22 protein-coding genes are annotated in these 25,637 nt (G+C 58.7%); 11 read left to right on the forward strand and 11 right to left on the reverse strand.

What is annotated here, in order from left to right:
• A partial coding sequence (locus tag BGIM_RS67110; protein ID WP_040888861.1) for a hypothetical protein occupies window positions 1-317 on the forward strand: 317 nt, incomplete at its 5' end.
• A 201-nt stretch (window positions 318-518) separates the two neighbouring features.
• A complete protein-coding gene (locus BGIM_RS0113810; protein ID WP_157368969.1) occupies window positions 519-1,997 on the forward strand; it encodes a tetratricopeptide repeat protein in 1,479 nt (492 codons plus the stop codon).
• A 4-nt stretch (window positions 1,998-2,001) separates the two neighbouring features.
• Here BGIM_RS0113810 and BGIM_RS0113815 read toward each other — a convergent pair whose 3' ends face one another.
• Entirely contained in the window at window positions 2,002-3,183 is a 1,182-nt protein-coding gene (locus BGIM_RS0113815) for a M20/M25/M40 family metallo-hydrolase (RefSeq protein ID WP_020470356.1), read from the reverse strand.
• A 123-nt stretch (window positions 3,184-3,306) separates the two neighbouring features.
• Here BGIM_RS0113815 and BGIM_RS0113820 point away from each other — a divergent pair, with 123 nt between their 5' ends.
• From BGIM_RS0113820 to pepF, 3 genes are all read left to right on the forward strand, one after another.
• Window positions 3,307-3,540: a hypothetical protein gene (locus tag BGIM_RS0113820; protein WP_020470357.1), complete on the forward strand. Its 234-nt coding sequence runs from the start codon at window positions 3,307-3,309 to the stop codon at window positions 3,538-3,540.
• A gap of 47 nt (window positions 3,541-3,587) precedes the next feature.
• Window positions 3,588-3,773 (forward strand): hypothetical protein, encoded by a 186-nt coding sequence (locus BGIM_RS0113825; RefSeq protein WP_020470358.1) that lies wholly within the window; start codon window positions 3,588-3,590, stop codon window positions 3,771-3,773.
• 287 nt (window positions 3,774-4,060) lie between these two features.
• Window positions 4,061-5,878 carry an oligoendopeptidase F gene (gene pepF, locus BGIM_RS0113830; protein ID WP_020470359.1) on the forward strand — a complete coding sequence of 606 codons (1,818 nt, stop codon included), beginning with the start codon at window positions 4,061-4,063 and terminating at the stop codon, window positions 5,876-5,878.
• Window positions 5,879-6,003: 125 nt separating this feature from the next.
• Here the strand turns inward: pepF and BGIM_RS0113835 are convergent, their stop codons facing one another.
• Entirely contained in the window at window positions 6,004-6,972 is a 969-nt protein-coding gene (locus tag BGIM_RS0113835) for a DUF1559 domain-containing protein (RefSeq protein WP_020470360.1), read from the reverse strand.
• 499 nt (window positions 6,973-7,471) lie between these two features.
• On the opposite strand from BGIM_RS0113835, the gene BGIM_RS0113850 reads away from it, so the two are divergent.
• Together BGIM_RS0113850 and BGIM_RS0113855 are read left to right on the forward strand one after the other, a co-directional pair.
• Window positions 7,472-8,395, forward strand: a complete 924-nt coding sequence (locus BGIM_RS0113850; RefSeq protein ID WP_020470362.1) for a DUF1559 family PulG-like putative transporter — start codon at window positions 7,472-7,474, stop codon at window positions 8,393-8,395.
• Window positions 8,396-8,637: 242 nt separating this feature from the next.
• On the forward strand, window positions 8,638-9,081 hold the full coding sequence (locus tag BGIM_RS0113855; RefSeq protein ID WP_020470363.1) for a hypothetical protein: 444 nt from the start codon (window positions 8,638-8,640) through the stop codon (window positions 9,079-9,081).
• A gap of 38 nt (window positions 9,082-9,119) precedes the next feature.
• Here the strand turns inward: BGIM_RS0113855 and BGIM_RS0113860 are convergent, their stop codons facing one another.
• The 9 genes from BGIM_RS0113860 to BGIM_RS0113915 form a co-directional block, all read right to left on the reverse strand.
• A complete protein-coding gene (locus tag BGIM_RS0113860; protein WP_020470364.1) occupies window positions 9,120-10,358 on the reverse strand; it encodes a hypothetical protein in 1,239 nt (412 codons plus the stop codon).
• 279 nt (window positions 10,359-10,637) lie between these two features.
• Window positions 10,638-11,519 (reverse strand): hypothetical protein, encoded by an 882-nt coding sequence (locus BGIM_RS0113870; protein WP_020470366.1) that lies wholly within the window; start codon window positions 11,517-11,519, stop codon window positions 10,638-10,640.
• A gap of 237 nt (window positions 11,520-11,756) precedes the next feature.
• The gene (locus tag BGIM_RS62850) at window positions 11,757-12,164 is read right to left on the reverse strand and encodes a hypothetical protein (protein ID WP_157368971.1); all 408 of its coding nucleotides are present in this window, start codon (window positions 12,162-12,164) and stop codon (window positions 11,757-11,759) included.
• Between the two features lie 818 nt (window positions 12,165-12,982).
• A complete protein-coding gene (locus BGIM_RS62855) occupies window positions 12,983-13,516 on the reverse strand; it encodes a hypothetical protein (protein ID WP_157368973.1) in 534 nt (177 codons plus the stop codon).
• A gap of 171 nt (window positions 13,517-13,687) precedes the next feature.
• Complete coding sequence (locus BGIM_RS0113890; RefSeq protein ID WP_020470370.1) at window positions 13,688-14,530, reverse strand: C1 family peptidase; 843 nt, start codon at window positions 14,528-14,530, stop codon at window positions 13,688-13,690.
• A gap of 145 nt (window positions 14,531-14,675) precedes the next feature.
• A complete protein-coding gene (locus BGIM_RS0113895; RefSeq protein ID WP_157368975.1) occupies window positions 14,676-15,359 on the reverse strand; it encodes a hypothetical protein in 684 nt (227 codons plus the stop codon).
• Between the two features lie 347 nt (window positions 15,360-15,706).
• Window positions 15,707-21,529, reverse strand: coding sequence for a tetratricopeptide repeat protein (locus tag BGIM_RS62145; RefSeq protein ID WP_020470373.1), 5,823 nt, complete (start codon window positions 21,527-21,529; stop codon window positions 15,707-15,709).
• 31 nt (window positions 21,530-21,560) lie between these two features.
• Window positions 21,561-22,004 carry a hypothetical protein gene (locus BGIM_RS0113910; protein WP_020470374.1) on the reverse strand — a complete coding sequence of 148 codons (444 nt, stop codon included), beginning with the start codon at window positions 22,002-22,004 and terminating at the stop codon, window positions 21,561-21,563.
• Window positions 22,005-22,106: 102 nt separating this feature from the next.
• Complete coding sequence (locus tag BGIM_RS0113915; protein ID WP_020470375.1) at window positions 22,107-22,967, reverse strand: RpnC/YadD family protein; 861 nt, start codon at window positions 22,965-22,967, stop codon at window positions 22,107-22,109.
• A gap of 121 nt (window positions 22,968-23,088) precedes the next feature.
• Between BGIM_RS0113915 and BGIM_RS0113920 the strand changes: the two genes are divergently transcribed.
• The 4 genes from BGIM_RS0113920 (at window position 23,089) to BGIM_RS0113935 (ending at window position 25,558) form a co-directional block, all read left to right on the forward strand.
• Complete coding sequence (locus BGIM_RS0113920; RefSeq protein WP_020470376.1) at window positions 23,089-23,760, forward strand: hypothetical protein; 672 nt, start codon at window positions 23,089-23,091, stop codon at window positions 23,758-23,760.
• A gap of 84 nt (window positions 23,761-23,844) precedes the next feature.
• On the forward strand, window positions 23,845-24,840 hold the full coding sequence (locus BGIM_RS0113925) for a hypothetical protein (RefSeq protein ID WP_020470377.1): 996 nt from the start codon (window positions 23,845-23,847) through the stop codon (window positions 24,838-24,840).
• A gap of 3 nt (window positions 24,841-24,843) precedes the next feature.
• Window positions 24,844-25,233, forward strand: coding sequence for a hypothetical protein (locus BGIM_RS0113930; RefSeq protein WP_020470378.1), 390 nt, complete (start codon window positions 24,844-24,846; stop codon window positions 25,231-25,233).
• Between the two features lie 22 nt (window positions 25,234-25,255).
• The gene (locus tag BGIM_RS0113935) at window positions 25,256-25,558 is read left to right on the forward strand and encodes a hypothetical protein (RefSeq protein WP_020470379.1); all 303 of its coding nucleotides are present in this window, start codon (window positions 25,256-25,258) and stop codon (window positions 25,556-25,558) included.
• Window positions 25,559-25,637: the final 79 nt, after the last annotated feature.

The raw sequence follows: 25,637 nt of genomic DNA on the forward strand, positions 1-25,637 counted from the left end.
GATGTTGTCTTGATTTGGATCGGTGGTTTTTTGTTTTCACTTTGCTTGCTGTTTCTGTTTTGTTCTTTGTGAAACTTTGTGTGATCTTTGCGTCTTTGTGGTTAATGCCTTTTTCGCCCCCATGTCACCGTTTCACAATGGGGATCGTCGCTGTGAAAATGAGCGGGTTTTTTCACTCTTTTGAAACCGGGCCAAAAAGTCGCGGATTCCCAAAGTGGCGCCGGATTATGCCAAAATCATTTGGGCAGGTGGGTGTAATCGCCGAGGAATTCGCATGGGTGGTGTTCAGTTTTTGGCCGGAAAATGACCGGTTTTGAGCTGAAAACGAGAAAAAAGTGGTCCCAGAGGGCGTTCTGGAAGCCGATTTGAACACATTTTTGACCGGTTTTTTGCTTTTTTCAGCTCAAAAATGTTTTGAAAATGATCGTTTTCGCGGCGTGTTTTTGGGTGTATGCCATTGGTTCCCGAAACGGGTGGTTTCATCTCGCTCTTGCCCCGCGAGGCGTATTCTTTCCCTCATGAACCGCGCGTCCGCCATCGTCCTGTTGATCGCCTTGGGGTTAATCGCTTACGCCAATTGTTATTCCAAGGCGTTTGTGTTTGATGACGTGGGCTGGATTCTCGAAAGCCCGCATTTCGGCGATGTGCGGGAATATGTCGCCTCGTACCCCACCCGTCCGCTGTTGATGCTTTCCAATTGGGTGATCCAACACATCGGGGCGTATAACCCGGCGCCGCATCATGTGTTGAATGTCGCCATCCATCTGGGGTCGGCGCTCACGCTTTTTGGACTCGTCTGGCGAACCCTTCGGCTTCCGCGATTTCATGGCCGGTACCGCCAGTCGGCCGTTTGCTTCGGCTTTGCCGTCGCCTTGCTATGGATGGCTCACCCGATCCAGACGCAATCGGTGACGTACATCATCCAACGCGGCGAATCGATGGCCGGGCTGTTTTACTTGCTGATTCTGTACGGGTTGTTGCGGGCCGAAACCTCCTGGCATCATCGCCGGGCGTGGCTGGCGGTTTCGCTCGTCAGTCTCTTCCTGGGCTTTTGTTCCAAGGAAATCTTGATGACCGCCCCCGGCGCCGTGATGTTGTTCGACCGCGTGTTTCTGGCGACATCCGTGCGGGAGATGATCCGGCGGCGCCGGGGCTATTACTCGCTGTTTCTCGTCATCTGGGGAAGTTTTGTCTCGTGGCACTTCATGCGGGCCTTGGCTGTGGACAAGGGAATCGGCTTCGGCATGGAGGCGGTGACGCCGAGGCAATATGCCCTCACGCAATGCGGCGTGATCCTGCATTACCTGCGGTTAAGTGTCTGGCCCGTCGGGCAGTCCATTGATTACGATGGCTGGCCGTGGTGTCGCACGGTCGGCGAGGCCATGCCGGAACTGGCGATCATCATCGGGTTGCTGGTCATCACGGTGGTTCTTCTGTGGAAACGCCCCGCCGCCGGGTTTGTTGCCGCTTGGTTCTTCCTGATCCTCATTCCCACATCGAGCTTCCTGCCCATCGTGGACCCGGTGTTCGAGCATCGGCTGTATCTGTCGCTTGCCAGCGTCGCTGTTGGCGTCGTGTGGGCCGGTGATTGGCTTCTGAGGAATCGGCCGCGAATAAAGATATTGGTGTTATTCGTGATCGCCGGTAGCCTGATCGCCCTCACCCTGCGGCGAAACGAGGATTACCGCTCCGGCGTCACTCTTTGGCAAAGCGCCCTTGAGCAACGCCCGGACAACATGCGGGCGAAAATCAGCCTTTCGCACGCCTACATCACCGAAGGCCGGGGGACTGAGGCCATCGCCTTGCTGACTCCGCTGATCGAATGCGACCCGGCCAATTATCTGGCGAGGCACAATCTGGTCGTGGCTCTGGAAATGAACGGTCGGCTGGCCGAGGCCGAACACCATGCCCGCGTGCTGACAGAGCAATGGCCTTCGGACATCGGCTATCAACGGATGCTTGCGCAAGTGCGGGCAAAGATGACTGCCAATCCATAAACGGTCACGCCCCGGCGAGGGCAACCGCCAGCCGGCAGCCTTCGAGAAACTCCGGCACATCCACCCATTCCTTGACGGTGTGAATGTCATTCTGCCCGGCCCCGAGGGTCACCGTCGGGATGCCGTGCTTGAACATCCAGTTCGCGTCCAGCCCGCCGTTGGTCACGCGGCAAACCGGCTCGCGGCCGATCTTCTTCACCGCCTCGACGGCATGTTGAACCACGGCGCTGTCTTCCTTCAGCCGGAACGGGAAGTAATCCGTGCGGGCGGTGAATTTCACCTTCCCGGTCTTCCCCTCGTGATCCGTCACTTTGGCGACGGCATTCAGAAACGCCTGCTTGTAAGCGGCCGTGATCTCGCGGAAGAACTTCGTGTCGTGGCTGCGGGACTCCCCCTTGATGTGGACGAAATCCGTCACGACGTTGGTCGCCTCCCCGGCCGATTTGCCGTCGGCATCGCCAACCGAGCCGATGTTGCTGGTCCCTTCCTTGCCGTCTTTCTTCACCAAGCCGAACCAACCCCCGGCATGCACTTCGGCCAACGCCAGCGCAAAGATCAAGGTCGCCGAGATGCCGCGATCCGGGTGAACGCCCGCATGGGAAGCCTTGCCGTGGATGTCCACTTCCCATCGGTCGGCCCCGACGGCCCCGATGTTCAAATCAGACACCGAACGGCCGTCAAAGTTAAACGCCTTCGCCGGGGATTGCAGAATCGCGGGATCGACATGCCTCGCCCCGAACAACCCGGACTCTTCCCGCACGGTGAACAACAGCGTGATCGGCGGGTGCGGGATGTTGTTCTTCAATAAGGTGGAAACCAGATTCACCAACGCCGCGCACCCGGTGCGGTTGTCTCCGCCGAGGGCCGTCACCCCTTGCGGCACGATCTTGTTCCCCTTCTTGACCGGGACGGCCTTGGCGCACAACGGCACGGTGTCCATGTGCGTCATGAACAATAGCCGCGGCCCGGCGATGGTTCCCGGCAGATAGACGATGAGGTTGCCCGTTTGCGTCGGCAGTGGAATACGAGTGTTGGCATCGTCGAACTTGATGTTCTTGGGGGCGACGCCCAGCTCCTTGAGGGCCGCGACAATCTCCTTGCCGATGTTCTTCTCCTGCCCGGTGACGCCCTCGACGGCAAGGAAACGCATTAGCGTGTTCACGGCAAATTCGGTGTCAATCTTCATGAGTGTGGTCTCGTGTTTCATGGTGTTGAGGCAACCAGCGTGAGGTTCACGATACGAAGCGTGTGGTTGTGTGGAATCGGACCTTGGGGTAAACTGAAAATCCACTCATCAGGGAGAACTCCAATGGCCGTCACAATCACGGACCCGGAATTGCTGGCCCAATTGGAGAGCGAACAAATCGTGAATTTCAAAGATTCATGCGGCCGGATCATCGGCCGATTTTTGCGACTCCGGGGCCGAAATCAGCAACGATTCGTGGTGTCGTTCACGGCTGACGAAGTCGCCGAGTTGCTCAGGAACAGGCTGGAAGGCGAATCACCCGCCGACGTCCTTCTTCATCTGGAGGCCATGAGCTAATCTCGCATTTTGACACGAACACAAACCAATTCTTGCGGAATCATCCGATGGCAATCTCTGTCACAATCACCGATCCCGAGTTACTGGCCGAATTGACCGCCACCGATTGGACGGAAGTGAAAGACCCCTCGGGCAGGATCATTGGTGTGTTTCAAGCGGAGCCGCACGCCCGCGAAGACAACCTCACCCCCAAGCCTCATGTCCAAAACGGAGAGGGGGAGCAAGCGGGTTGAAGCCCCTTTTCGTAATACAGGCTTGTTTCGGAGCGTTAACGAGCCGAGCAGCGTAAGCTGCCGGGTAAAACATGTGAGCGGAAAAACGCTTCGGCCAATTCCGGAGATGCGCAACACTTTTGAGTGTACGTTTCTTCCCGCATGAAGCGCAATACCCGGCAGCTTACGCTGCTCGGCTCGTTGATACTCCACTCTGCCTCGCTCCGAAACAAAACACACTTGCTTTTTCCATCCCCTCCCTTCGTAAAACATCCCCATTGCAGCAACGTCTCAAAGGAGTGTCCCCCGTGGCCGAACCCGCCGCCGACCGTGTGCCGACCCGTTCCGAAGTCCGTCCCGAGGACACTTGGGATCTCTCCAGCCTGTTCGCCAGCGATGTCGCTTGGGAAACCACGTTTGCCGATTACGAATCGAAGATCGGGGGTTACTCGAAGTTCGCCGGGAAACTCGGCAACGGCCCGGCCGTCCTCGCGGAGTGCCTGGCCTTCGACACCGAGATGGACCGGTTGGCGGATCGCATCGGAACCTATGCGTTTTTGAAGACGACCGAGGACGTGGCCAACTCCGCTTATCAGGGGTTGAAGGCCCGCTACATTGGAGTGGCCAGCCGGGCCGGGGAACTGGCGAGCTATATTCGGCCGGAGTTGCTGTCCCTGCCGACGGAGAAGCTCAACGCCTATGTGAACGCACCGGAGATGGCGGCGTACAAGCTCACCCTTGAACGGGTGATGCGTTATCAAAAGCACACGCTGACGCAGGCCGAGGAACGCCTCCTCGCCATGCAGGCCGAGGTGACGCAGACGGCCCACAATGTCTTCGACCAATTGCTCAACGCCGACCTGAAGTTCGGCACCATCGAACTGGCCGAAGGGAAACTCCTCGAACTCAGCCACGGCTCCTACGCGGCCTGCTTGGAAAACCCCGACCGCGAAATTCGCCGCAAAGCGTTCACGCAGTATTACCGGGAATACGAGGACCACGCGAACACCTTCGCGGCCACCCTCGCCGGATCCGTCAAGCAGGACGTTTACCACGCCCGCGTGCGGAATTATCCGAGCGCCCGCGAAGCGGCCCTGTTCCCCGACAATGTGCCGGTGAGCGTGTACGACAATCTCATCGCCGCCGTCCGGGCCAATTTGCCAGTGGTGCATCGTTACTATCAGCTTCGCCGAAAGTTGATGAATCTGCCGGACATTCACTTTTACGACACCTACGCCCCGATCATTCCGGATGTGTCCGGCCATCAGCCGTGGGATTCGGCCGTCGATGTGGTGATTGAATCGTTGAAGCCGCTCGGCTCAACTTATGTTGACGCGCTGGTCAAGGGATTGCGCGGCCGCTGGTGCGACCGCTACGAGAACAAAGGCAAACACAGCGGGGCGTTCTCCAGCGGTTGCTACGACAGCGAGCCATACATCCTGATGAACTACCGGGCCGACGTGCCGGATCATGTGTTCACGCTGGCCCACGAAGCCGGGCACTCGATGCACTCGCAGTTTTCCAAAAAGACGCAACCGCCGCAATACGCGAATTACACGATCTTCGTCGCCGAGGTCGCCAGCACGTTCAACGAGCAATTTCTCGGCCGATACCTGATGAAACACGTGACGGACAACCGCACGCGGGCCTATTACCTGAACCGGGAAATCGACGACCTGCGCCGCACCATCGTCCGGCAGACGATGTTCGCGGAATACGAAAAGATCACCCATGAACTGGCCGAGAAAAACGAACCGCTGACGCTCGAATCGTTCCGCGAAGAGTATCAAAAACTGCTGGACGCCTACTTCGGCCCCGACTTCACACTGGACGAGCAACTCTCTTTGGAAGGTTTGCGCATCCCGCACTTCTACCGGGCGTTTTACGTGTACAAGTACGCCACCGGCCTCTCGGCCGCCATCGCCCTTGCGGAACGAGTCGCCAACGGCGGCAAGGCCGAACTCGATGCGTATCTCGGCTTCCTCAAGGGGGGCTGCTCCAAAGACCCCCTCGACTTGTTGCGAGATGCCGGCGTGGACATGGAACAACCCGAGCCGGTCAACCAGGCTTTTGAGCGTTTCGGGCGATTGGTGGATGAACTGGAAAAGACGATGAGCGAGGTGTAAGGCAAATTCAATCCGGCGAGCCGGGCCGCGTGAGTGCCCGGAAACCGTCGCCGACAAGTCAATCTTCAAGCCGGGGTTGTCTCAACGTCAGCACCGGCTTGGTTTGCAAATGATCTTGATCCATCTCACGGAGCGGTGACGGATTCGCCTCCGGATCGTGTTCCAAGGCCGAGCCAGACGGCCGGGGTCACGGTGTTTTGAATAAACTTGACCGATCCGTCGCCCATGCCGCAGTTGACGCCGCCCGTGTGCTTGCTTCTCGCCGAATTGATCGAGTTGGCGCCCCCCCCGATGGCCGAGCAAGGAAGATACGTCGGCAAACCGCTTCCACAACTGAACTGCGCGTCCGCGACGGTGTTGTTCGGAATATTCAACGTGCTGAAAAAGGTTTCGCCCTGATAAGAGTTGTGCATCCGGCCACGGCGATCATCCCCCTGATCCCACACCAGAAGTTCGCTCAACATCAGCGTGTTGCTCAGGCCATCGGTGACATCGGAAAACCGGCATTGCGCTCCCGTCAAAACGATCCCGGTGTCGGCTTTGCCGCCCGTCTTGGGATAGGTCGCGCTGCCGTCCCAGAACACCGTGCTTCCGTTGCAACCCGCATAATTCCCCTGAAAACCCTCGCCGATCCCGGAGAGGCTGCCGCCCTTGGGATCGGTCGGGCAAATGTAACCCTTGAATTTGATGTCTTTGATGGGATTGGCGGCATTATATGTCGGTGTTCCCGTGTTCGCCGCGCACCACGTGTTAATTGACGTCAGGGCGCTTTGCTGCTCGACATAGGCCAGGATGCCAATGGGCCAGGAGTAGCACGAAGTGGCGCTGACGGCCGGCGGCACGGTGAAGCCGCTGTTCTGCGCAAACTGGCCAAACTGGCCGTAGGGCAGGGCTGATTCCGTGTCGTGGTAATTGTGAAAAGCCAGCCCGATCTGTTTCAGGTTGTTGGTGCATTTCATGCGATTGGCCGCTTCGCGAATCTTCTGAACGGCCGGCAACAGCAAGCCGATGAGGATGGCGATAATCGCAATCACCACCAGAAGCTCAATCAGGGTAAACCCACGACGCCGTTTCCCAAAATCACCCGATGCCATTCTGACTCTCCCTTGGAAAAAAAATTAAAAAGCACATGTCCGTCATGCCATCCGGGCCGCCGGAAATGATGCGACAAGAATGAAAAATGAGACGTTCGTCCGTCAAGCGAGCATCGACAATGTGCTTGCTGGCAGCCACACAACCAGGACTGTTGTTTAGCCGGCCCGTGATTGATGATATCGATATGTGACAATCGGATATATAAACCTTTGCGAATGCGTTTTCTTATACCCTTCGTCCTGAATCAGTGTCAAGAAAATTGTCATGAACTTTGCCAGGGGTTCGGGAATGCTTCCGCAAATCATCGATGACCACCAATGTGCGCAATGATTTGCGGAGGCAGGCGATCGAAGGGCTGATTCACTGCTTTCGCCGGATCATTCCATCTCATTCCGGCCCGTGATTGAAGCATGACTTTTGTGTGAAATTTGTCTTGCTTGGCTTCCGATGATCTCTGACAATCAAATTTCTATTCTCTCATCTCTTCCAGGAGAACAGATGTTTTCATCTTTGAAAAAATGTCGGTCAGGTTTCACGTTGATTGAACTCTTGGTGGTGATTGCGATCATCGCCATTCTCATCGGGCTGCTGTTGCCGGCCGTGCAAAAGATTCGCGAAGCGGCGAATCGCATGAAATGCACCAACAATCTCAAGCAACTCGGACTGGCCGTCCACAACTGTCATGACACCTGCGGGGTGATGCCTCCCGCCGGGGCCGGAGCCGCCAGCGGGTCGGGTTGGAACTCCGTGGTCTCCACGGACGGGCCGTTCAAGAACCAGACGCCGGGCTTTTTCCAACTTTTCCCGTACATCGAGCAAAATCCGGTGTACGCCCTTGTGGTGGCCCAGGGCGGCAACGTCTCCACCCCCACCGCCTATCAAGGCACGAAAATCACCATGTTCCGCTGTCCCTCCGACGCCTCCGGCGGCGGCAGCGGCCTCGGTAACCCCGCCGGGCCGGACGGCACCTTTGCCATCTCCAATTATGCCTGGAACTACTTGGTCTTCGGGAACCCGGCTGCCAACAGTCAGGAAGGGGCGGGCCGCATTCCCGCGACCTTCCAAGATGGCATGTCCCAAACCGTGATGTTCGGCGAACGCTATGCTTGGTATGGCAGCGGCAACACCGGCGGCGGCCCGCTTTCCAGCCTGTGGTTCAACTCTGAAAACCGCTGGATGGCGCAGATTTGCAGCGCCCCCTACGCCGGCGGCACCGGTTACGCCCCCTGCCCGATGTTCCAGATCAAGCCGTTGGTGGCCAACGCCTCAAACGCGAGCGGCGGCGGCAACTCTCCGCACACCAGCGTGATCTCCGTGGGCATGGGCGACGGGTCTGTCCGGGGCGTTTCCGGGAGTGTTTCACCGACCGTCTGGGCCAACGCCTGCGACCCCCGCGACGGCAATTCCCAAGGCAATTTCTAAGCCTTTGCCGGGGATGATTGTTAACTTGTAAATATCGGTTTCGGTCTCTGGTGAAGAGACCCCCTCCAGCTCCCCCCTTGCCAAGGGAGAGAGCAAAACCGGCTTTTTTTCCAAGACTGATTGTTTTGGCGACGACCGGGTTTCCTCTCCCCCTTGGCAAGGGGGAAATGTAACAGCCAACCCCGGCTAGCTGCTTAAGCCCCTGCCCCAAAGCCCTCTCCATCTACTTGAGGATTCAAGACGTGTTTCAAATTGCCTCTGTGCGATCATTCGCCCTGATCGCCCTGACGTGTGTTTTTGCCGGTTGCGGCGACAACAAAGGCGGGGACAAGGCCGTCGTCCACGGGACGATCAAACTGGACGGCGTCCCCCTGGCGGATGCCGAGGTCCGGTTCGTCCCGAAGGGAAACAACCCGGACCTCGGGACCGCGCAGGCCAAGACGGATGCCAACGGCGCCTTCACCATCCAGCCGGATGCCAACAACAACAACCGGCTTCGCCCCGGCAAGTTCATGGTGCTGGTCACCAAGTCAGTGCCCGCCAAGGCCGACGGCGGCATGGGGACGCCAATGTTGAATCTGGTGCCGCCGATTTATGGTCTTCAGGATAAAACGCCGCTCGACATCGAACTGAAAACAGGCGACAACAAGCCGGAGCCGTTTGAACTGGTCAGCGGGAAGAAGTGACACATCAACCGCCGGGAGATGCTCCCGGCGGTCCCGGTTTATTTCTTGTTGACCGGATCTTTGGACGATTCGTCCTGGCTCTTCTCCTGCGGCTTCACTGTGCTGCGGAGAATCATGAATCGGTTCAAGATGTCGAACCAGAACGGCGCCCCGAGCGAGACGGCCAGTATGGTCATCAACAGGCCAAAGATTTTCATCACCCATGCGGAGATGACATATCCCGTGCTCTTCTTGGGATATCCGGCCGGCAGATTATCGCACGTCGGGAATGACCGGAAGTCGTCGAAGTCCCACCCCATCGGCAGGCCGGTCGCCGACAGGGCGGCATTCGTTTGCTTCAAGTCCTGCCAGGCATCGGACGGCGTTTTGGAATCGCCATTCTTGCTTGGCGGCGCCTCTTGGATCTTTTTCTCCGCCGCCGCCACCACTTCTTGACGCAATTTGTCGTTTTGCAGCGCGCGGGCAATGGCGATCGTGTCCACGTTCAGCGCCACCGTGACAACGGCGGCGATTCCCAGCAACCAATACTGCGTGTGCCGCTTGTACCACCCGGACACGCGGTCCATCGAACTGTTAAACCATGCCTCCAGGTTCTGCCGAAGCTGGTTAATGTCCCCGTTGGCGGCATCGATCATCGCCAAGAGGGCCTTCTTGACTTGCTCATTCTCAATCGTTCCCACGGTGTCCCGGAAATCCTTTAAGGGATCGGGGGTGGCTGCCGCGGGCGGGGCGGGAACCACCGGGACTGCGGAGATGGTCGCGGGCTGGCCGTCGGCGGCCTGTGTCATGATAAGCGGCATGACCACGGGCGGAGTTACGGCGACCGGCGGGGAAGCCGGCGGCGTTGCCCCCGAGGCCCCGGACCTTTCCGCCGGCTGGCCCAAAGCCTGCTTTGCAGGTTTGATCACGTCCAGCAGCGCCAGGGCAAAACTCTTGGCCGGAATATAAGCCGGGAGTTGCTTAAGGTTGGCCGGGTCGTATTTGCCGCGAAAGAGACAGCAAATGAGCGGATGGTTGTACAACTTCTCCACCAGATTCTGTTGCGCCGGTAGTGCGGGAGCCCCTTCCGTGTTCGGCGCGGCGGCGATTCCCTTGCTTTGCTTCCACTTGTCGTTGGCGTAATCGGTGAGCATTTCTTGGAGGCCGAGTTCCAGCGAGCGGGCGCGCATGCGCAACCAACTCTCCAGTACCTCCTTCGCGGCCGTGCAGACCAGACTGAGCAGCAGGAAGACAAAGATCAGCCCGATCCCTGTCTCCAGCATCACGGAATTGAACATGCGAGTCTCTCAATGCGTATGCTGGTCATTACGCCAGCTAGGTTTAGGTGTGCAAGTGTCAGCCCCACAGGGCAGTCGAGTACAGGTCAGCTGCTTTAAAAACGAAATGGTCGTCTTTGCGATGTCTGGCAAAACAGCAATTTGAAAATTAGGATGGCAAACAGAAAAATCAAGACGTGGATGAGAATACGATCTCTTTGAAGAACACATTTGAAACGAAGATGACCGTGCATTGTTTGGAAAATCGCCCCGGTCATCCTTCCTTAACAAGACTAATCACTACTTCCCGATTAATTCGCGGGCACGCTTGATTTCTTTCTCCAGATTGTCAAGCGTCTCCTTGCTGACCGGAGGGCAATCGGCGGCCGCAGGCAGTCCGGCTTTCATTGGTTGGGGCTGGGGAGGAATGCCAGCCACCATGGGTTGTTGCGGTTGTTGCTGGATCATTGGCATTCCGGCGAACTGCGGTTGTTGTTGGATCATCGGCATTCCGGCGAACTGCGGCTGAACCATTGGCATTCCGGCGAACTGTGGTTGTTGCTGGATCATTGGCATTCCCACAAATTGCTGCTGCTGGGGAATCATCTGAAAGCCAGCCACCTGTTGAACCATCGGCATTCCCGCAAACTGTTGCACAGGCAATACATTTTGCTGTTGCAATTGAATTTGCTGGGGAGGGGGCGTTGGGATTGTTGTCGTTGTTGTCACTTCGCCGGGGACAGGCACGTCGAATAATTTGAGCGTGGGAAAGGGAATGTTGATTGTTGTCAGGCCCAACGCCCACCGGGTGCGGGGAGCGCGAATGGTCTGTTCAGTGTTGGCCACGGCAACACTTTGCGGGGCTGAAAATCCCGCCACTCCCGGCGAAGCCATGACCATCGGGGCTCCGGCCATCATTGATGGCTGGGCCTGAATCACCGTCGGCATTGGTTGGGTCGGCGCGGGAAGTCCGGCCCGAGGAGCCGGTTTCGGGGCCGGAAGGCCGGCCGTGGGCGGCGTTTCACACTCCTCGCCGGGGCAATCCTCCGGTGTTTCCACAATGATTTTTTGGCGGGGCGCCTTCACCCGAATGATTTCCGGGGCTCCGTTGCAGTCTTCGCCGGAGAAGCAATGCTTGCACCCGGATGAAAGCAACATCAAAAACAACAATGTGGCACGCATGATAATCCTTTTGGGGCGCTATTTGTCGAGTCAGCCCGCAAGATCACAAAGAATCCTCACGTTCGGTATCGGCGGCGCAAACGGCACAATTGATCCAAAGTGTCTTGATTTGTCCAAGATTGATCAAAGTTTGAAAATGAAAGCAGACAAGGCCGCCTGAATCAGGCGGCCTTGTCTGTTGGAAAAGCGAGCTTGAAAGATTTTGCTAAAAAATTGTGGCGTTGGCCCCCGCGTGCCTTAATTCTTCGGCGTCTTTTTGAGCGCCTCAATCACCTGCTCCGCTTGCTCAAGCTTGGCTTTCATCGCATTCAGCGCGGTATTGGCATCTTTAAGGGCTTGGACTGTTTCGTTGCGCAAGGTGTCCAATTCCGCATTTGCCTTGCTGGAAGAATTGTCCGGCTTTGAAGAAGAATCACGACTCAGCCGGTCGTTGACCGACTTCAGTTGTTTGGTCAGCTCGCGAAACGCATCATCGGGGCAAACTTGGGAGGCGTCAATTTTTCGCAAGACGGTCTGTTCCACACGACTGGCCAATTGGCTGCGAAGAAGCTGTTCCAAGAGCGTGAGGCCAATTTCGGTGCCGATGCCGATGCCAAAACCTGCCGTCTGTGTTTGGGGAGGATTCTGCAATGCGAAACCGGCCATTTGAGGCTGCACCGGAGGAGCTTGCAGCGCGAAACCGGCCGTTTGAGCCTGAACCGGGGAAACTTGCAACGCCAAACCTGCCGATTGCTGTTGGACAGGCACCATCTGATATTGGTAACCCATCGTCGGCACCATTTGCATCTGGTAGCCCATGACGGGAACGGCCGCAATGGTCATGGCAGGAGCCGACGCGGGCGCGCCGGCCAAAAACTGAGGAGTTCCAGCCGGTTGATTGGGAAGGCCAGCCGTGGGGGAGGGGGCGGGCAATCCGGCCCGGTTCAGACATTCCGGCTTGGTGCAACCCGTGTAAGGGGCGCGAACATTGATCGCTGGCACACTCTGGAAAACAACTTCTGGTTGTTGCTGTTCGATAATGATCTTGGGCCGCAGAGGGCGATTCGGCAAAACACAGGATTTGCCGGGCGCGCACTCGGCCGGGCACGGTAGTTCACATTCGGCGGGGTTGGGGGCGGGAATCGAGACCGGCGGGGGACAATCTTCCCCTTGGGTTGTCGGTTGTCGATGCAAGTGGTTAGCCGGAACGATTTTTTGCTCCGGTGGTCTGACGGTTTGGGCATGGACCCCTCCGATGGGGCACATGCCGAGAATTGAACCGCCAACGATGACCATTCGGCCAATACGAGTCAACATGAATCGATTCCTTTCGATCCTGCATGGAATGCCCTTGATGCCAAGCACCACGAATGCAAAGGGCCTGCTGAGTCGATTCGACCCGGCAGGCCCCATAGGATGAGCAAGATCGGCAAAGGAATGATCGATATCCGGCCTTCGGCCGGAAGAATCGTCACAAGCGGATGTTATTTCGGCGCGGTTGGCATGGGCATGGGCACAGGCTGACCAGGGGGAATAATGCTGCCGGGGGGAACAGCAAGCGGAATCGGTCGTTTCAATGCGTCATTAAGTGTGTCAATTTTACCCCCCAACTGGCTCATGGCATCAATGAGCGCTTTGTTCGGATCCACCTTCGGTTCAGCCTTGGGTTTTGGTGTCTTGGAGTCGATTGATTTCAAAGTTTTGTTCATCTCTACCAAGAGAGCTTTGATTTCATCGTTCGATCCGGATGGTGTAGATGTTGAAGTGTTGGGATCCTTCTTTTTTACTGTGAAATTTCCGGGAGTTCCAGCGGTTCCATCACCTTGATCATTCGCAAAACCAGCCGACTGCTGCGGGACCAGCGTAAAGCCAGCCGACTGCTGCGGGACCAGCGTAAAGCCAGCCGACTGTTGCTGGGCATAATATTTATGACAGTGAATCCAGCCGGCTTGGGACGTCGAATAAACTCCGAGGCCAATCAAAGCTGAAAGACAAAAGCGAATCCAATGCTGATGCATGGCATGACCCTCTCTAACTAAAACGATTGGTTATTCATTCTTAAAACAAGATTACCCAAACCGCCGACATTCACAAGGCGATTGTCGGCCGAAATTTAAAAAAAGTCAGCCGAACGCACGGACCTGTCGGCCGTCTGCCGTAGGTATGCGGGCGCAATTTTCAATTGTTGCCTACGCTTCCTGAACTTGCGTAATCGTCCAGATATCGAACTGGTTTTGCAGCAAATAGGCATATGACATGAACACAAACCCTTGGTTTCCGAAATCCTCTCCAAATGAGTTTTGGCACATGAAAATTTGGTCGGCGTCGTCATAGCCAAGCACTAACATGCAATGGCCGCCGATCGGAGCTCCGGACGCTGGTGGAATCATGCCGTCACTGCCAATGTTTCTAAAACCGCTGAACGCCGTAAACGCAAGAATAAATGGAAATCCTTGTGCGATGCAACTTTTCAGACTGGTTAAGTCTGGCGGCACTCTCAGATATGTGACCACTTTGTTATCGCGGCCAAACAAAAAGCAATTCTGGGGCGGTGGAACGCTGAATTTGCTTTCATCATAGGGGAAGTCCTCCTCCTTACAGGAGCCATCGCTCGCCACGGCCTTGATGGCATCACGGGGCGCGACGGCAACATTCAGGCTTTGATGCCCCTCAATGGAACGTGTGTTAAAGAAGACATACAGCGGGCTTGGCTCAAAATCCTCTAATCCCTGCTTGATCTGCGCAAACCGGACGGCCGCCGCCACCGCAAAGGAGGTGCATGCCTGCAAGCTCCCTTGGTTTCGGACTTCCATCGGCGAGTCTAATTGCATATGGTCCGGCAAATCCGTTATCGTATTGGCAAAACCCGCATCCCGAGGGTCGGGAAGGTCGGGGGTGCATCCGAAAATATCCTGACGGACGGTGCCGGAAAAGCCGGCCAGCTCTATCTTCTTTGGCTTTGCCTTCGGTTTTGGTTGAAGCCTCTGTTTCGGTTTCGGATTTTGAGGGTTTTGGTTGTCAAACTTGGCCATGAACAAATCTCCTTGCGTAAATGGTGTGACGAACAGATTAGCGCGCAGCCTCCTCGGGCAGCATCAACTCTTGCTTTGTTGACATGATCAAAATAACTGCTGAATAATCACATGATTGAATTTCAATTTTGCGGCAAATTGAAATTCAATTCTTGATGGCGGGAGGACGCTTGGACAGTTCTTCGAGCTTTTCGATTATCTTTTGATTCTGTTTGGAGAGTTCAATGAGCGTTTTGAGAAGTTGTTCATTGGTGTCCCCGGCTTTTTTCGGTATCGTGAGATCTTCTTGGGAGGGAGAGCCGGCTGTCATTTTTTCGGAATTTTTTGACGGCACAAGCGCGAATCCGGCAGATTGTGGAAAAGCTTGGCCGAACGGAAATCCCGAGTATGGCGGGCAAACCAGAATGATCGTGACGCCCGTGGATGGCGATGCCGGCTGTGACAATTGAAAGCCGGTCGTGTGCGGCGCAATTGTGAAACCAGCAGTCGGCATGCCAGGATAGCCAAACGGCAGACCCGCTATTTGCGGAACACCCATCAGGCTCCCAAACCCGACCTGGGCCGGTTGCTGGATCGGAGGCGCCACCGTAAATCCAGCGGTCGGTTGCTGGATCGGAGGCGCCATCGTGAATCCAGCGGCCGGCAGGGGTTGCTGAATCGCCTGCAAACTCTGAGCCGGTACGGAAACCGCAAGGGGTTCGCAAGAGGTGGTGGAAACTGCCGGAGCGCATGCCACGGGCTGCTTATGCCAGAAAAAGGCATGGGATGATGAAACACATCCGAGGCTAATGAGCGCAGATAGCCAGAAACAGGGGTATTGCAGAGACATGAGAGACTCTTTCCAGCATGTGGAATGATTGGTTTGCCGACTTACGAGTTAGACGGCATGCGTATTAGAGCAAATGTGGGCAAGATAGGCAATACAAAAACAATTCATTTTTGACGACAAAGCTGAATTTTTCGCTCCACATTTTGACAAAATGAGCGAAATGCATGTTTCAGCCTTCAAATATTCTTTACGATCCGGTCTTGGTGTGATAGCGGAATGAGTGCTAAAATGCCCGATGCAGGTGGGTGAAAACTTAAAAAGCAAATGTCCCCCCGCTCAATGATGGTTTTCAGTCTGAAAACCATCATTTTTGACCCGATTTTTTGCAATTTTGATGAGTTTGTCTCTCACGGCAGTTTCTTGCCGCTGAACTTTGCCCACAGCCACGGGCCAATGCCGCCGGCGTCTTTGGCCAGTTTGACGACCCAACGCTGGTAGCTGGCCTTCAGGTCCGCTTCCGGGGCTTCGGCCTTGAATTCATCGATGGCTTCTTTGGCCCGTTGTTTTGCTTGTTCAAAGGAGGCACGGCCCCCTTCGCGGACGAGAAGCAAGCCCTCGGCCAGCGTGTACAAGATACGGGGGAGACCGTCGAGAGTGTCAAAGTCGGCGGCTTGGAAGAGTGCCCGCGCCTTCTCGGTGTTGCCGAGCAGGGCTTCCTCGAAGGAAAGCCAGGCGGCGAAGTCGCCACTGGTGGCGTCCTCGTCGGGGATTTTCAGGGCGGCTTCGCAGATGAGCCTTGCCTCGGAGTATTGGCCGAGTTGCCGGTGGCAGACCACCAGCGGGTGCAGCATCCACGGTTCGTCCACGTTGCGGGTTTTCCAGTCGGCGCCCCATGTCACGGCCGTTTGGTAATCGTTCACGCTCATCAGGGCGGCAGTCACCTTGGCCCAGCCGCGATTCGAGGAACGAAGTTCGTCCCCGAATTTTTGAATCACCTCATGAAGCCGAAGGCGATGGGGCAGTTCGCCGAGGGCGTCCACCGTGGCGTAGAGGGCTTCGCGGCCGTCTTCCCCGGTTTTGATGAACGCGGGCAGGCGATCCAAAAAGGCCCAGTCGCCGCGAACCACGGAGCGTTCGACCCACAGGCGGATCGTCGTCGGGCCGGGTTCCTCGGCTGCCAGCAATTGATCCAGTGCCCGGTCGGCGACATCAGCCATCCCGGCGTTGACGAGGGTTTCCACTCCCCGCGCGATCATGAAGTACGGCACGTCCTCCATTTCCAACACTTGAATCAGCGACAACCGGGCAGCCTCGGCATCCGAACGCCGGGCGTGCAACCGGAGGGCGGCGAGGGCCACTTGCGGCCCCCCCGCGTGTTCCTCCAGCACGGCCAGCGTGCGCTGGGCGGCGTCGAGTTCGTTGTCCCCAAGTTCCAGTTCAAACAGGTGCAACCCGGCGAGACCGTAGGCGGGGTCCATCCGCAGGGCTTCCTGATAATCGGACTTGGCGCCCCGGCGGTCGTCGGAGGCTTCGCGGGCGTCGCCACGGGCCACATAGGCCGACGGGTCGGTCGGGCTGAGGCGCACGAGGTTCTCGGCGGCCTCCAGAAATTCGGCCGGTGATTCCTCTTGATCGTGCCACTCGGCCAGTTGCCGCCAGCCCCAAGAATACTCCGGATCGGCTTTCAACAAGGCCCGCATGGCGGCGATGGCGGCGGTCCGGTCGCCCCGCTGGGCAGTGATCCACGCGAGCCGGCCCCGGAGGATTTGCGGCGGACTGTCCCCCCATGCCTTCGGGTGGCAGGTCTGCACGGCCTCGTCGTATCGCCCCATCCGGGTGAGGATTTCGGCCTTCACGTCATAAGCCAGCGGATAACGCGGGTGCGTCTCGATCACCCGGTTGACGATCCGCAGTTTGTCCTCGGGGTCGGCATCGTGGCTGTCCTCGGTGTCCAGCCAGGTCATCAATACCCACGGGTGGTAGTCGTCCGATTCCTCCAGGGTTTCCCGAAGGATCTCGTCGGCCATTTCGCCCCAGCCGACCTGCCGCAATTCGTTGGCCGCCGAGCCGATGAGCCACGGCGTGTCCGAGGGAAGCGTGAGCAGTTCGCGGAAGGCGTCGGCGGCGGCCTCTTCGTCCTTTGTTCGCGTGGCCAGTTGAATGTACCGGCTCAACAAGTGCGCCCGGCCGCCATCGGAAACGTGTTCCTCCAGCACGGCCAGCGCCGCGCGGGCTTGCGGATATTCGGCATCATGCAAGTGGGCGTCGAACAGGAGCATCCCGGCGTAGAAGTAGCCCGGCTCGTTCTGTTGGGCTTCCTTGAGATCGGCCTTCGCCCCCTCGCGGTCGTCGTTTTGCAGCTTGGCCTCGCCACGCATGGCGAGGGCCATCGGATTGTCCGGCCGCAGTTCCACCAGTTTGTCGGCGGCGTCCAGAAACTCTTCCTTGCGGCCCGTCTCGTTGTACCACTCGGCCAGTTGTTGCCAGCCCCAATAGTAAGTCGGCTCGATGGTGACGAGGGCTTGCATTTCTCGGCAGGCGAGCGGGTGATTGCCGCGTTTGGCCTCCACCCATGCGGCCCGGCCTTGGAGAATCAGCGGTGGGTCGAGTTCAAACACCTCCGGCGTGGCGGCGGCCTTGGCCTCGTCGAACCGGCCCATCTCGGCCAGTCGTTCGGCCTTCAAATCGTAGGCTTCCAATCCCCGCGGGTGCGATTCGATGGCCTTGTCCAAAGCGGAAAGAACTTCTTCATTGTTGGCCGGTCCTTGCAACAACCGGGCAAGGGCGAGCCAGCCTCGCGGATCACCGGGGCGAAGCCGGCAGACGTCGCGGGCGACTTCGGCGGCTTTGTCCCCCTCGTCCTGCCGTTCGCTCCAGACGGCGAGATGCCGCCAGGCCCAGTCGTAACCGGGGTCGATTCGCAGGGCGATGCCGAGCCGGCGCAGCGCCTCGGCGGGTTCCTCGGCATTCCACAAATTGTCGGCGAGATAGCCGTGGTTCACCGGGTCGAGCGGCGCGCGGGCGACCGCCTGCTCCAGCACCACACGGGCTTCCTCGGGCTGGTCGTTGGCCTCCAGCGCGTCCGCCAGTTCGCGGGCGGGATAACTCCAGCCGGGGGACATTTCCACGGCATGCCGCAGGGCGTCAATCTGGGCGTCCCGCTCCTCTTGGGCGTGGGCCACCTCCGCGAGATCGACCCACAGGCGGGCAAGCAGCGGGTAACGCTCGACGGCGTCCTTCGCCAGTTCGCGGGCTTCCTCGATCCGGCCGCAAACCGTCAATTGCTGGATGAGCATGGACGATGCCTGCCAAATATCCGGGTGCTCGTCCGAGATGTCCTGCAAGATGCGAAGCAGATCATCCGGTTCGATGGCGTCGTGGGCTGACATCGCCTGTTCGCGGAACACCAGTAGGCCGTCCCCGATGAGACGTTGTCGGCGGAATTCGTCCGCGAGGAAGTCGATGGCTTCCTTCTTGTCTTCCTCCGACTTGGCGAGGTTCATCAACTCGGAGATGGCCCCCTCGTTGTCGGCCGACCGGCGAATGGCCTCTTCGTAGGCTTCGCGGGCCTGCTCCGGCTTGTCGGCCCGACGATAGGCATGGCCTAATGTGAAGAAATACGAGGGGTGATCCGGTTCCAGCGCCTTGGCGGTCTTCAACTCGGCGAGGGCCTCGTCCGCGTGGCCGTGGTTGGCCAGGTGCATCGCCAGTTCGCGGTGCGCGGACGCATCATCCGGGCAGAGTTCGAGAAGATGTCTCAAGACCGGTTCGGCCGGAGGGCGCTGGCCATCGGGAACCTGTTCCGAGCGGAGCCAGTCGATGAGCAATTGCCAGAGCGGGTAATGGTGCGAGAAACGGTCGCACAGGGCACGCACCCACTTGATGGCGGCGGACCGTCCCTCCAGATCGGCGACGGCCCGCGAGATGTTCCGGTGCAGGTCCGCCGAGAGGGGTTCTTCGGCCAGGAGGGTTTCCCAGTTCTTCCGGGCTTCGCGCAGGTCGGCCCGCACGAGCGAGATACGCGCGGAGGCCCGTGCCCAACTGGATTTGTTCGCCAGCGGTTTCGCCTGTTCCAACAGTTGTTGGCCCGGTTCCGGCTCGTCGTAATTGGTCCGCATCTCGGCGGCAAAGAGCATCACATCAGCCCGCTCGCTCGGGACGCTGCCGGGAGTATCCTTGGCGGCGACCTCCAGCAAGTCAAACGCGGCATCCATCTCTTCCTGATCGCTCAGGACGTAGAACATCGCGCGGGCGGGACCGGCGGCCTTGCCCTTGAGTCGTTCAAAGCGGGTTTTCAGAAACCGCATCGCCTCGGGGGTTTGTTCAAGGGCGCGGGCCGCCCGGAAGTACGCCTCGGCGAATTGCTCGTCCCGGTCCTCCAGCGCGGCGGCGAACCGATAGGCATCGGTCGCCTCTTGGAACAATCGCATTTCCCAGAGGACGCTGCCGAGGATGTAATACCCGCCGGGGGCATACGGCCGCTGCCGGATGGCGTTGCGGATCACCCGCCGGGCTTCTTCGAGCCGGTCGGGGTCTTGCAGCAGGTTTTGTGCGTGGTGATGCGCAAACAACGGGTCTGCTTCCTTGCGCAGCGATTGTCGGCGGGCCAGTTCGTTTCGCTCGTCGCGGCGGTTGAGTTCCCGCAGGACGTTGAGTTTCGCAAGCAGGGCGGTGTTGTCTTCTGGGGCAAGCGCCAACAGGGAATCAATGGCGTGGAGCAACAACGTCGGGTTCGCGTCGTATCGGGCGATGGCGAAGCGGGCGGTTCGCGTCAGCCGATGTAACGGTTCGTCGGCCCGCATCGTTTCGTAGACGGACTGGGCCAGTGCCCGGTCGTGTCTCACAATGGCCGACTGCACTTTGTGCAACCGGTCATACCGGGCGGTGTCCGGCAAGGCGAGGGCTTCGAGTTCGACGGCCCGGTCCTTCGGGACCATCAGAAAGCCACGCGGGCCGTAAGTGCCGTAACGTTCGAGGATCACCTTCAGCGGCGCTTCGTTCACACGGGGTTCGGAAAGGTCCGCGAGCCATAGGGTCTTTCGCTGAAAGTCCCCGCCGCAGACGACCTGGGAATGGCCGTACCCGGCGTCCACCATGGTGACCACGCACGGCCAGCCGCGGGCCAGAATCTTCTCGCAAGCCTCTTGGGTGTAGGTGAATTCCGCGACCGCAAAGCCGTTTTGCTCGGCCCACTGGCGTTCGCGGGCCTCCGGCAAACCATCCCCCGGTTGCGTGTCGGCCACATAGGGGGGCGTGGTGATCTTCCACCACCCGGCCATCCACTCGAAGATGGATTTGAGCTCCTTCTTCGGCGGCATCTCGATCCGCACCGTCGGAATCGGCTCGGGCGTTTGTTCGAGCTTGTCCGCGAAGGCGGTGTAAAACTCATCCAACGCCTTGCGGGAATGTTCCTTTGCCGCCGTAAAATCGCCGACGTAATAGGCGGTGTCAGCCCGGCGGGCCTCCAGCCATTTCGTGGTTTCCTTGTCCATCAACGGGGAGAGTTCGGCATACCGCTCGTAGGTCTTGCGGGCGTCCGAGTACATCCGCAGGTCCATCTGCACCGCCGCGAGATGGGCGGCGATGATACCGCTTTCGAGGTGGTCGCACCCGGCGATCAGGCAATCGAGGGCCTCGCGTTCCCGGCCAAGGATTTGCAGGATGTGAGCCTTCGCCTGCACCCCCGGTCGGAAGTGCGGCACCAATTCGATGGACCGGTTCGCGGAGGCGAGGGCCTCCTCCAGCCGGTCGGCAAACTCATGGACGGCTGCTTTTTCGACGCATAACCATGCCCGGTCGTGGGAAAGGCTTTCGGCCTTGGCCAGCCAGCGTTCGGCCCGGTCGATGTCCCGCATCCGTCCGCAGACGAAGGCGTGCAGGCCGTACCAGTCGGCCCGGATTTCGGGGGCGGCGTCGTTCCAGTCTTGGTCGGGGTGGCTTCGCAGAAACCGCCAGGCGGCGTGCGGGCCAAACTTCTCCAGCCGGTAACGGGCGTGGTAGTAGATGGCCTCCGGGTGGGCCGGGGTATCTCGATAGGCACGCAGGTGCATGAACCGGCCGAGCCGGGCCGAGCCAAGCTGGATGGCCAGCCGACCGCCGAGCAACCGGGCGGGGGTATTGGACCATTCGGTGAGGGGGCCGAACCGCTCCGCAAGTCTGAGGGCCTGGACGTAGAACCCGCGGCCGTACAGTTCCCGGATCGGGGCCAGATCCGCCGTGGCTATTTCCATGCGTCAACCAGCGAGAGATAAAGGAAGGCAATCACGGGGTTCCGTCACCCATCTGGCGGGAGGCATCCGCAATGGGGCCGAGCGTGTTCAGCAGCGTGCCAAGCTGGCCGAGCCGCATCCCGTAACGGTCCAAAAATTCAGAGAGCGAAAATTCATCATCAATGCCGCCGGAATCTTCATCCGTCAGCCGCCGGGTGATTTCATCCAACAATCGGAGAAACGCCCGCTCCACCAGCGGCATGGATTTCTGACAGAAACCGCCGACCTCCGGGAACTCCTCCGCCCAGCGGCCGAGGAACGCCTGCCACCGGGCATTATTGTTGGCGGATTCGTGGGCCGCCCGCAGATACGCCAGTTGTTCCCGCGAAACATCGATCAATTCCCGAAGCAATTCGGCCGAATGGTCGGCCGCCGGCAGCGGCGGCGGCGCCGGAAAGGCCATGCTTGGCGGTGCGACGACGTATTGAAAATGCATGCCAGCCTCTGGGCCCGAAAGTTCTCTTCGCTTCACCTTCATCATTATAGTGATCGAACCAACCCAAGGTACGGTTGCCCGAACCGGGGAAAAATCGGCCGGTCACAACTGTGCGATGAAAGACTCAAGATCAGGGCAGGAGGCAGATATCTTGATGAGATCGTTCAACTGGTCTTTGTTGGCGACTTGCTCAAGCCTTTTGACGAGATCAACCGGCAAATTGCCAAATCGAGCCGTCAAGACACTGATCAAAGACTCTCTCTTCGCCACGATGGTCGCCGCATCGGCGACCATTTTTCGGCCGCGTTCCAAAAGGGGTGATTCAAACACGTTGGGTTCTCCCGTCAGAAGGTCCAAGAGGACCGGGTTATTATAACGGATGGCCGCGAAGATGCCGGTGACGATCCGCAACTCCTCCCGTTCGGCGGGCGGAGCCTGTTGGTCGATCATCTCCCGGCAGCGACTCAAAAACACATCGGCGGGCTGGGTCGTGTGCATCAGGGTGATCCACGGAACCAGTCCGGCATCCCCCAAAGCGAAGGCCGCTTCCGCGTCTTGCTCCCACAGTTTGATGACCCGCCATTTCAACGAACCTTCGACGGTGTCCCCGGCCGAGGCAAGTTTCGCCTCTCCGGCCACGTCCGCGTTGCCTCGCGGTTGCAGCAATACCAGCACGGCATCCGGGATCACGCCGGCATCCAGCCGCACCAACATGATGGCTTCGAGCATTTGCCGGTCGGCGTCGGCCGAGGGGGTGTTTTCCACTTCAAAGACCAGCGGCGTCGGAAGGGGCCGGTCGCGGAACTTCACCTCAAACAGCGCATCCGGAATTCGTCGTGGGACAACACGATCTGTCGGCATTGCCCGCCACGATTCCACGGGCGGCATGTTGATGAGTTTCAACACGACATCGGCATGTCGTTCGAGAATCCATTTTCCGGCAAGGTCTTTTTCCTGTCGCATGACCGCGAGTTCCCGGCATTGAGATGGGCATCTTTGTTACAGTGTACGGGCGTTTTTCCTTTCCTCGGCCGGTCATTGTGTTACCATGTCCCGCAGTCACTTCTCCCGGAGATTGGATGCCATGCGAACAATCATTGCGGCCGGTTTGCTGCTGGCGGGCCTGAGTATTTCCCCCAAGGTCTCGCGGGCTGATATTCCCCCGCCGGTTCCCGAACCGAAGAGCATTCCCGTCAAGATTTATCTGGACGAGAAGGCGAAGGAATCCCGCATCTTGGTCCCGCAGAACCTCACGACCGTGCGGTTCCGGCCCGTGCGGCCCGGTCTGCCGCCGAACGCTGGAAACGTCCCGCCGCCGACCTCTCCATTGCCGACTTCCCCGGCTCCTGGCTCGGCGCCTCCCAAGGCTGACATCGACACCGATACGCCCGTAAGCCAAATCGAAGCCGATGTCGAGTATGCCGCCGAACCCATCAAGAACCCGAATCACCTGATGATCGCCGGGGTGGCCCTCACGATGGGCCTCGGTTGCGGCGGCGTCTGGCTCTTGCGACGGCCTGATGCCTCCACTCTGCGGGGCGTGGTGTTGCTGGTGGCCTCGGGCGTCGTCCTGTGCGGTAGCACCTTGCTTTGGGCCAACGCCCCGCCGCCGGTCCGGCCCCCGGTCGTTGGCAAGATCGACTTGCCGATCCTGTCCGATGGCAAGATGAAACTGGAGGTTTTGCAGGGAGGAGACACGATCAGCATTATTTTGGACAAGGAAACCTACGCGAAACTTCAGAAGGAAGCGAAGTGAGGAAGTTTTCAGTTTTAAAACGTGAGGATGTCACGCTCGTCGTCCAACTAACCATCTTTTCTGAAAACTGAAAACTGAAAACTCATGTCAACCCTCCCCCTCTCAAAGCCCGACCAAGGCCGGTTATTTGCCGGGGGGTTCGCCTTCATTGCCGTGCTGGCGGCGATGCTGGCGGGGTGGATTCCGATTGCGTTTTCCATCGCCACGGTGTTTCTGTTTGCCGGGCCGCACAACTGGCTGGAGGCCCGGTACATCCTCGGGCGTCTCCCGGCCCGCACCGGGAAGTTGTGGCCGTTTTTCGCAGTGTCGTTTCTCGGCATCGTCGGCCTCACGGCCGGTTTTGCTCTCATCCCCTCTTATTTGCGAAACAGTTCGGCCATGTTGGAGGCCGAATCACTGTACGGAATCTGGGACAGTGTATTTCTCGTGTGGCTGGCAACGCTCGTCACCATGCGCTCGCGGACGAATCCCCGTTTTGAGGCCGGCTGGGTCTGGCCGCTGATGTTCATGCTGGTCGCGGGCGTCTGGCTGGAACCGTTCGCCTTCGGCTTCGCACTGGTATATCTGCATCCGCTGATGGCTCTCTGGCTGCTTGACCGCGAGTTGCGGCGATCCCACCGCGAATGGCTCCCGGCGTATCGTCGCGGGTTGCTGGTGATGCCGATGCTGTTGCTGGCCCTCGTCGCCCGGTTGCATTCCTCCCCGAACCTGCCGGGGGACGATCCCGTGAGCCGGGCAATCACTGGGCACGCGGGGGATTGGTTTCTCGCCGGGGTGTCCAGCCACTTGTTGGTCGCCCTGCATACGTTTTTGGAAATGGTGCATTACGGCGTCTGGGTGGTCCTGATTCCGCTGGTGGGTTATCGCTCGCGGGCGTGGGAACTGGAAACCATCCCCGTCGCCCGTCGCGGCGGCGTCTGGCGAAAGGCGGTCGTGGTCTTGCTGCTCTTTGGCCTGCTGCTCGTGCTGACGCTCTGGAGTTGCTTCCTGCTCGACTACGGGACGACCCGCTCCGTGTACTTCACCGTGGCCATGCTGCATGTCCTTGCGGAAATTCCCTTCCTGTTGCGGATGATCTGAACCATGCCGACGAGCCAACTGTTGAAGATGATGGCCGTCGGCTACTTGCTGACGGTGTCGGTGGAACTGCCGGTCCTGCTGGCGGGCCTGTCGCGCCGACATCCGTTCCCCCATCGCCTCTTCGCGGGCTTCTGGCTGACGGCCTGCACCTACCCGGTCGTCTGGCTGGTGTTGCCGCCGCTGATCGAGAACCGCATTTGGTATCTGGTCGTCGCGGAAACCTTCGCCCCCGCCGGGGAATGCCTCCTCTTCTGGATTGCCTTCGGCAAAGCCGAACCCCGCACCCGACGAAACACTCTCCAAGACATAGTGACCATCACGGTGGCCAATCTGATCTCCTTCGGCATCGGCGTGCTGTTCAATGAACAAGTGGGCTGGAAATGGCTGGGATGATTGTTCGATTGATGGGGAATCGATGGGTTGGGTGAACGATGCGCGAAAGGAACTTGCAAACGGCCGGGAAGTTCAAATCCGGCCGTTTGGCGGCTCCATGCGAGGCCGAATTGAAAGCGGCCAACTCGTCACGCTGGAGCCCGTTGACCCGGCGGCCGTCCAAGTCGATGATGTGGTGCTGGTCGAATGGCATGGCAACTTCCTGCTACATTTGGTGAAGGAAATTCGGGACGGCCAGGCGCTTATTGGCAACAACATTGGCAAAACCAACGGATGGGTTTCCATCGAAGCCATCGTCGGGCGAGTGATTGCTGTCGGTGGCTGATTGCCCTGATGGTTTAGGCGAAATTTTCACGAGGCGAACATTCGCTTCGCCCACACATAAAGCCCCATTCGCTTCGCGT

The sequence above is a fragment of the Zavarzinella formosa DSM 19928 genome, from assembly GCF_000255705.1.
Lineage (GTDB): Bacteria > Planctomycetota > Planctomycetia > Gemmatales > Gemmataceae > Zavarzinella > Zavarzinella formosa.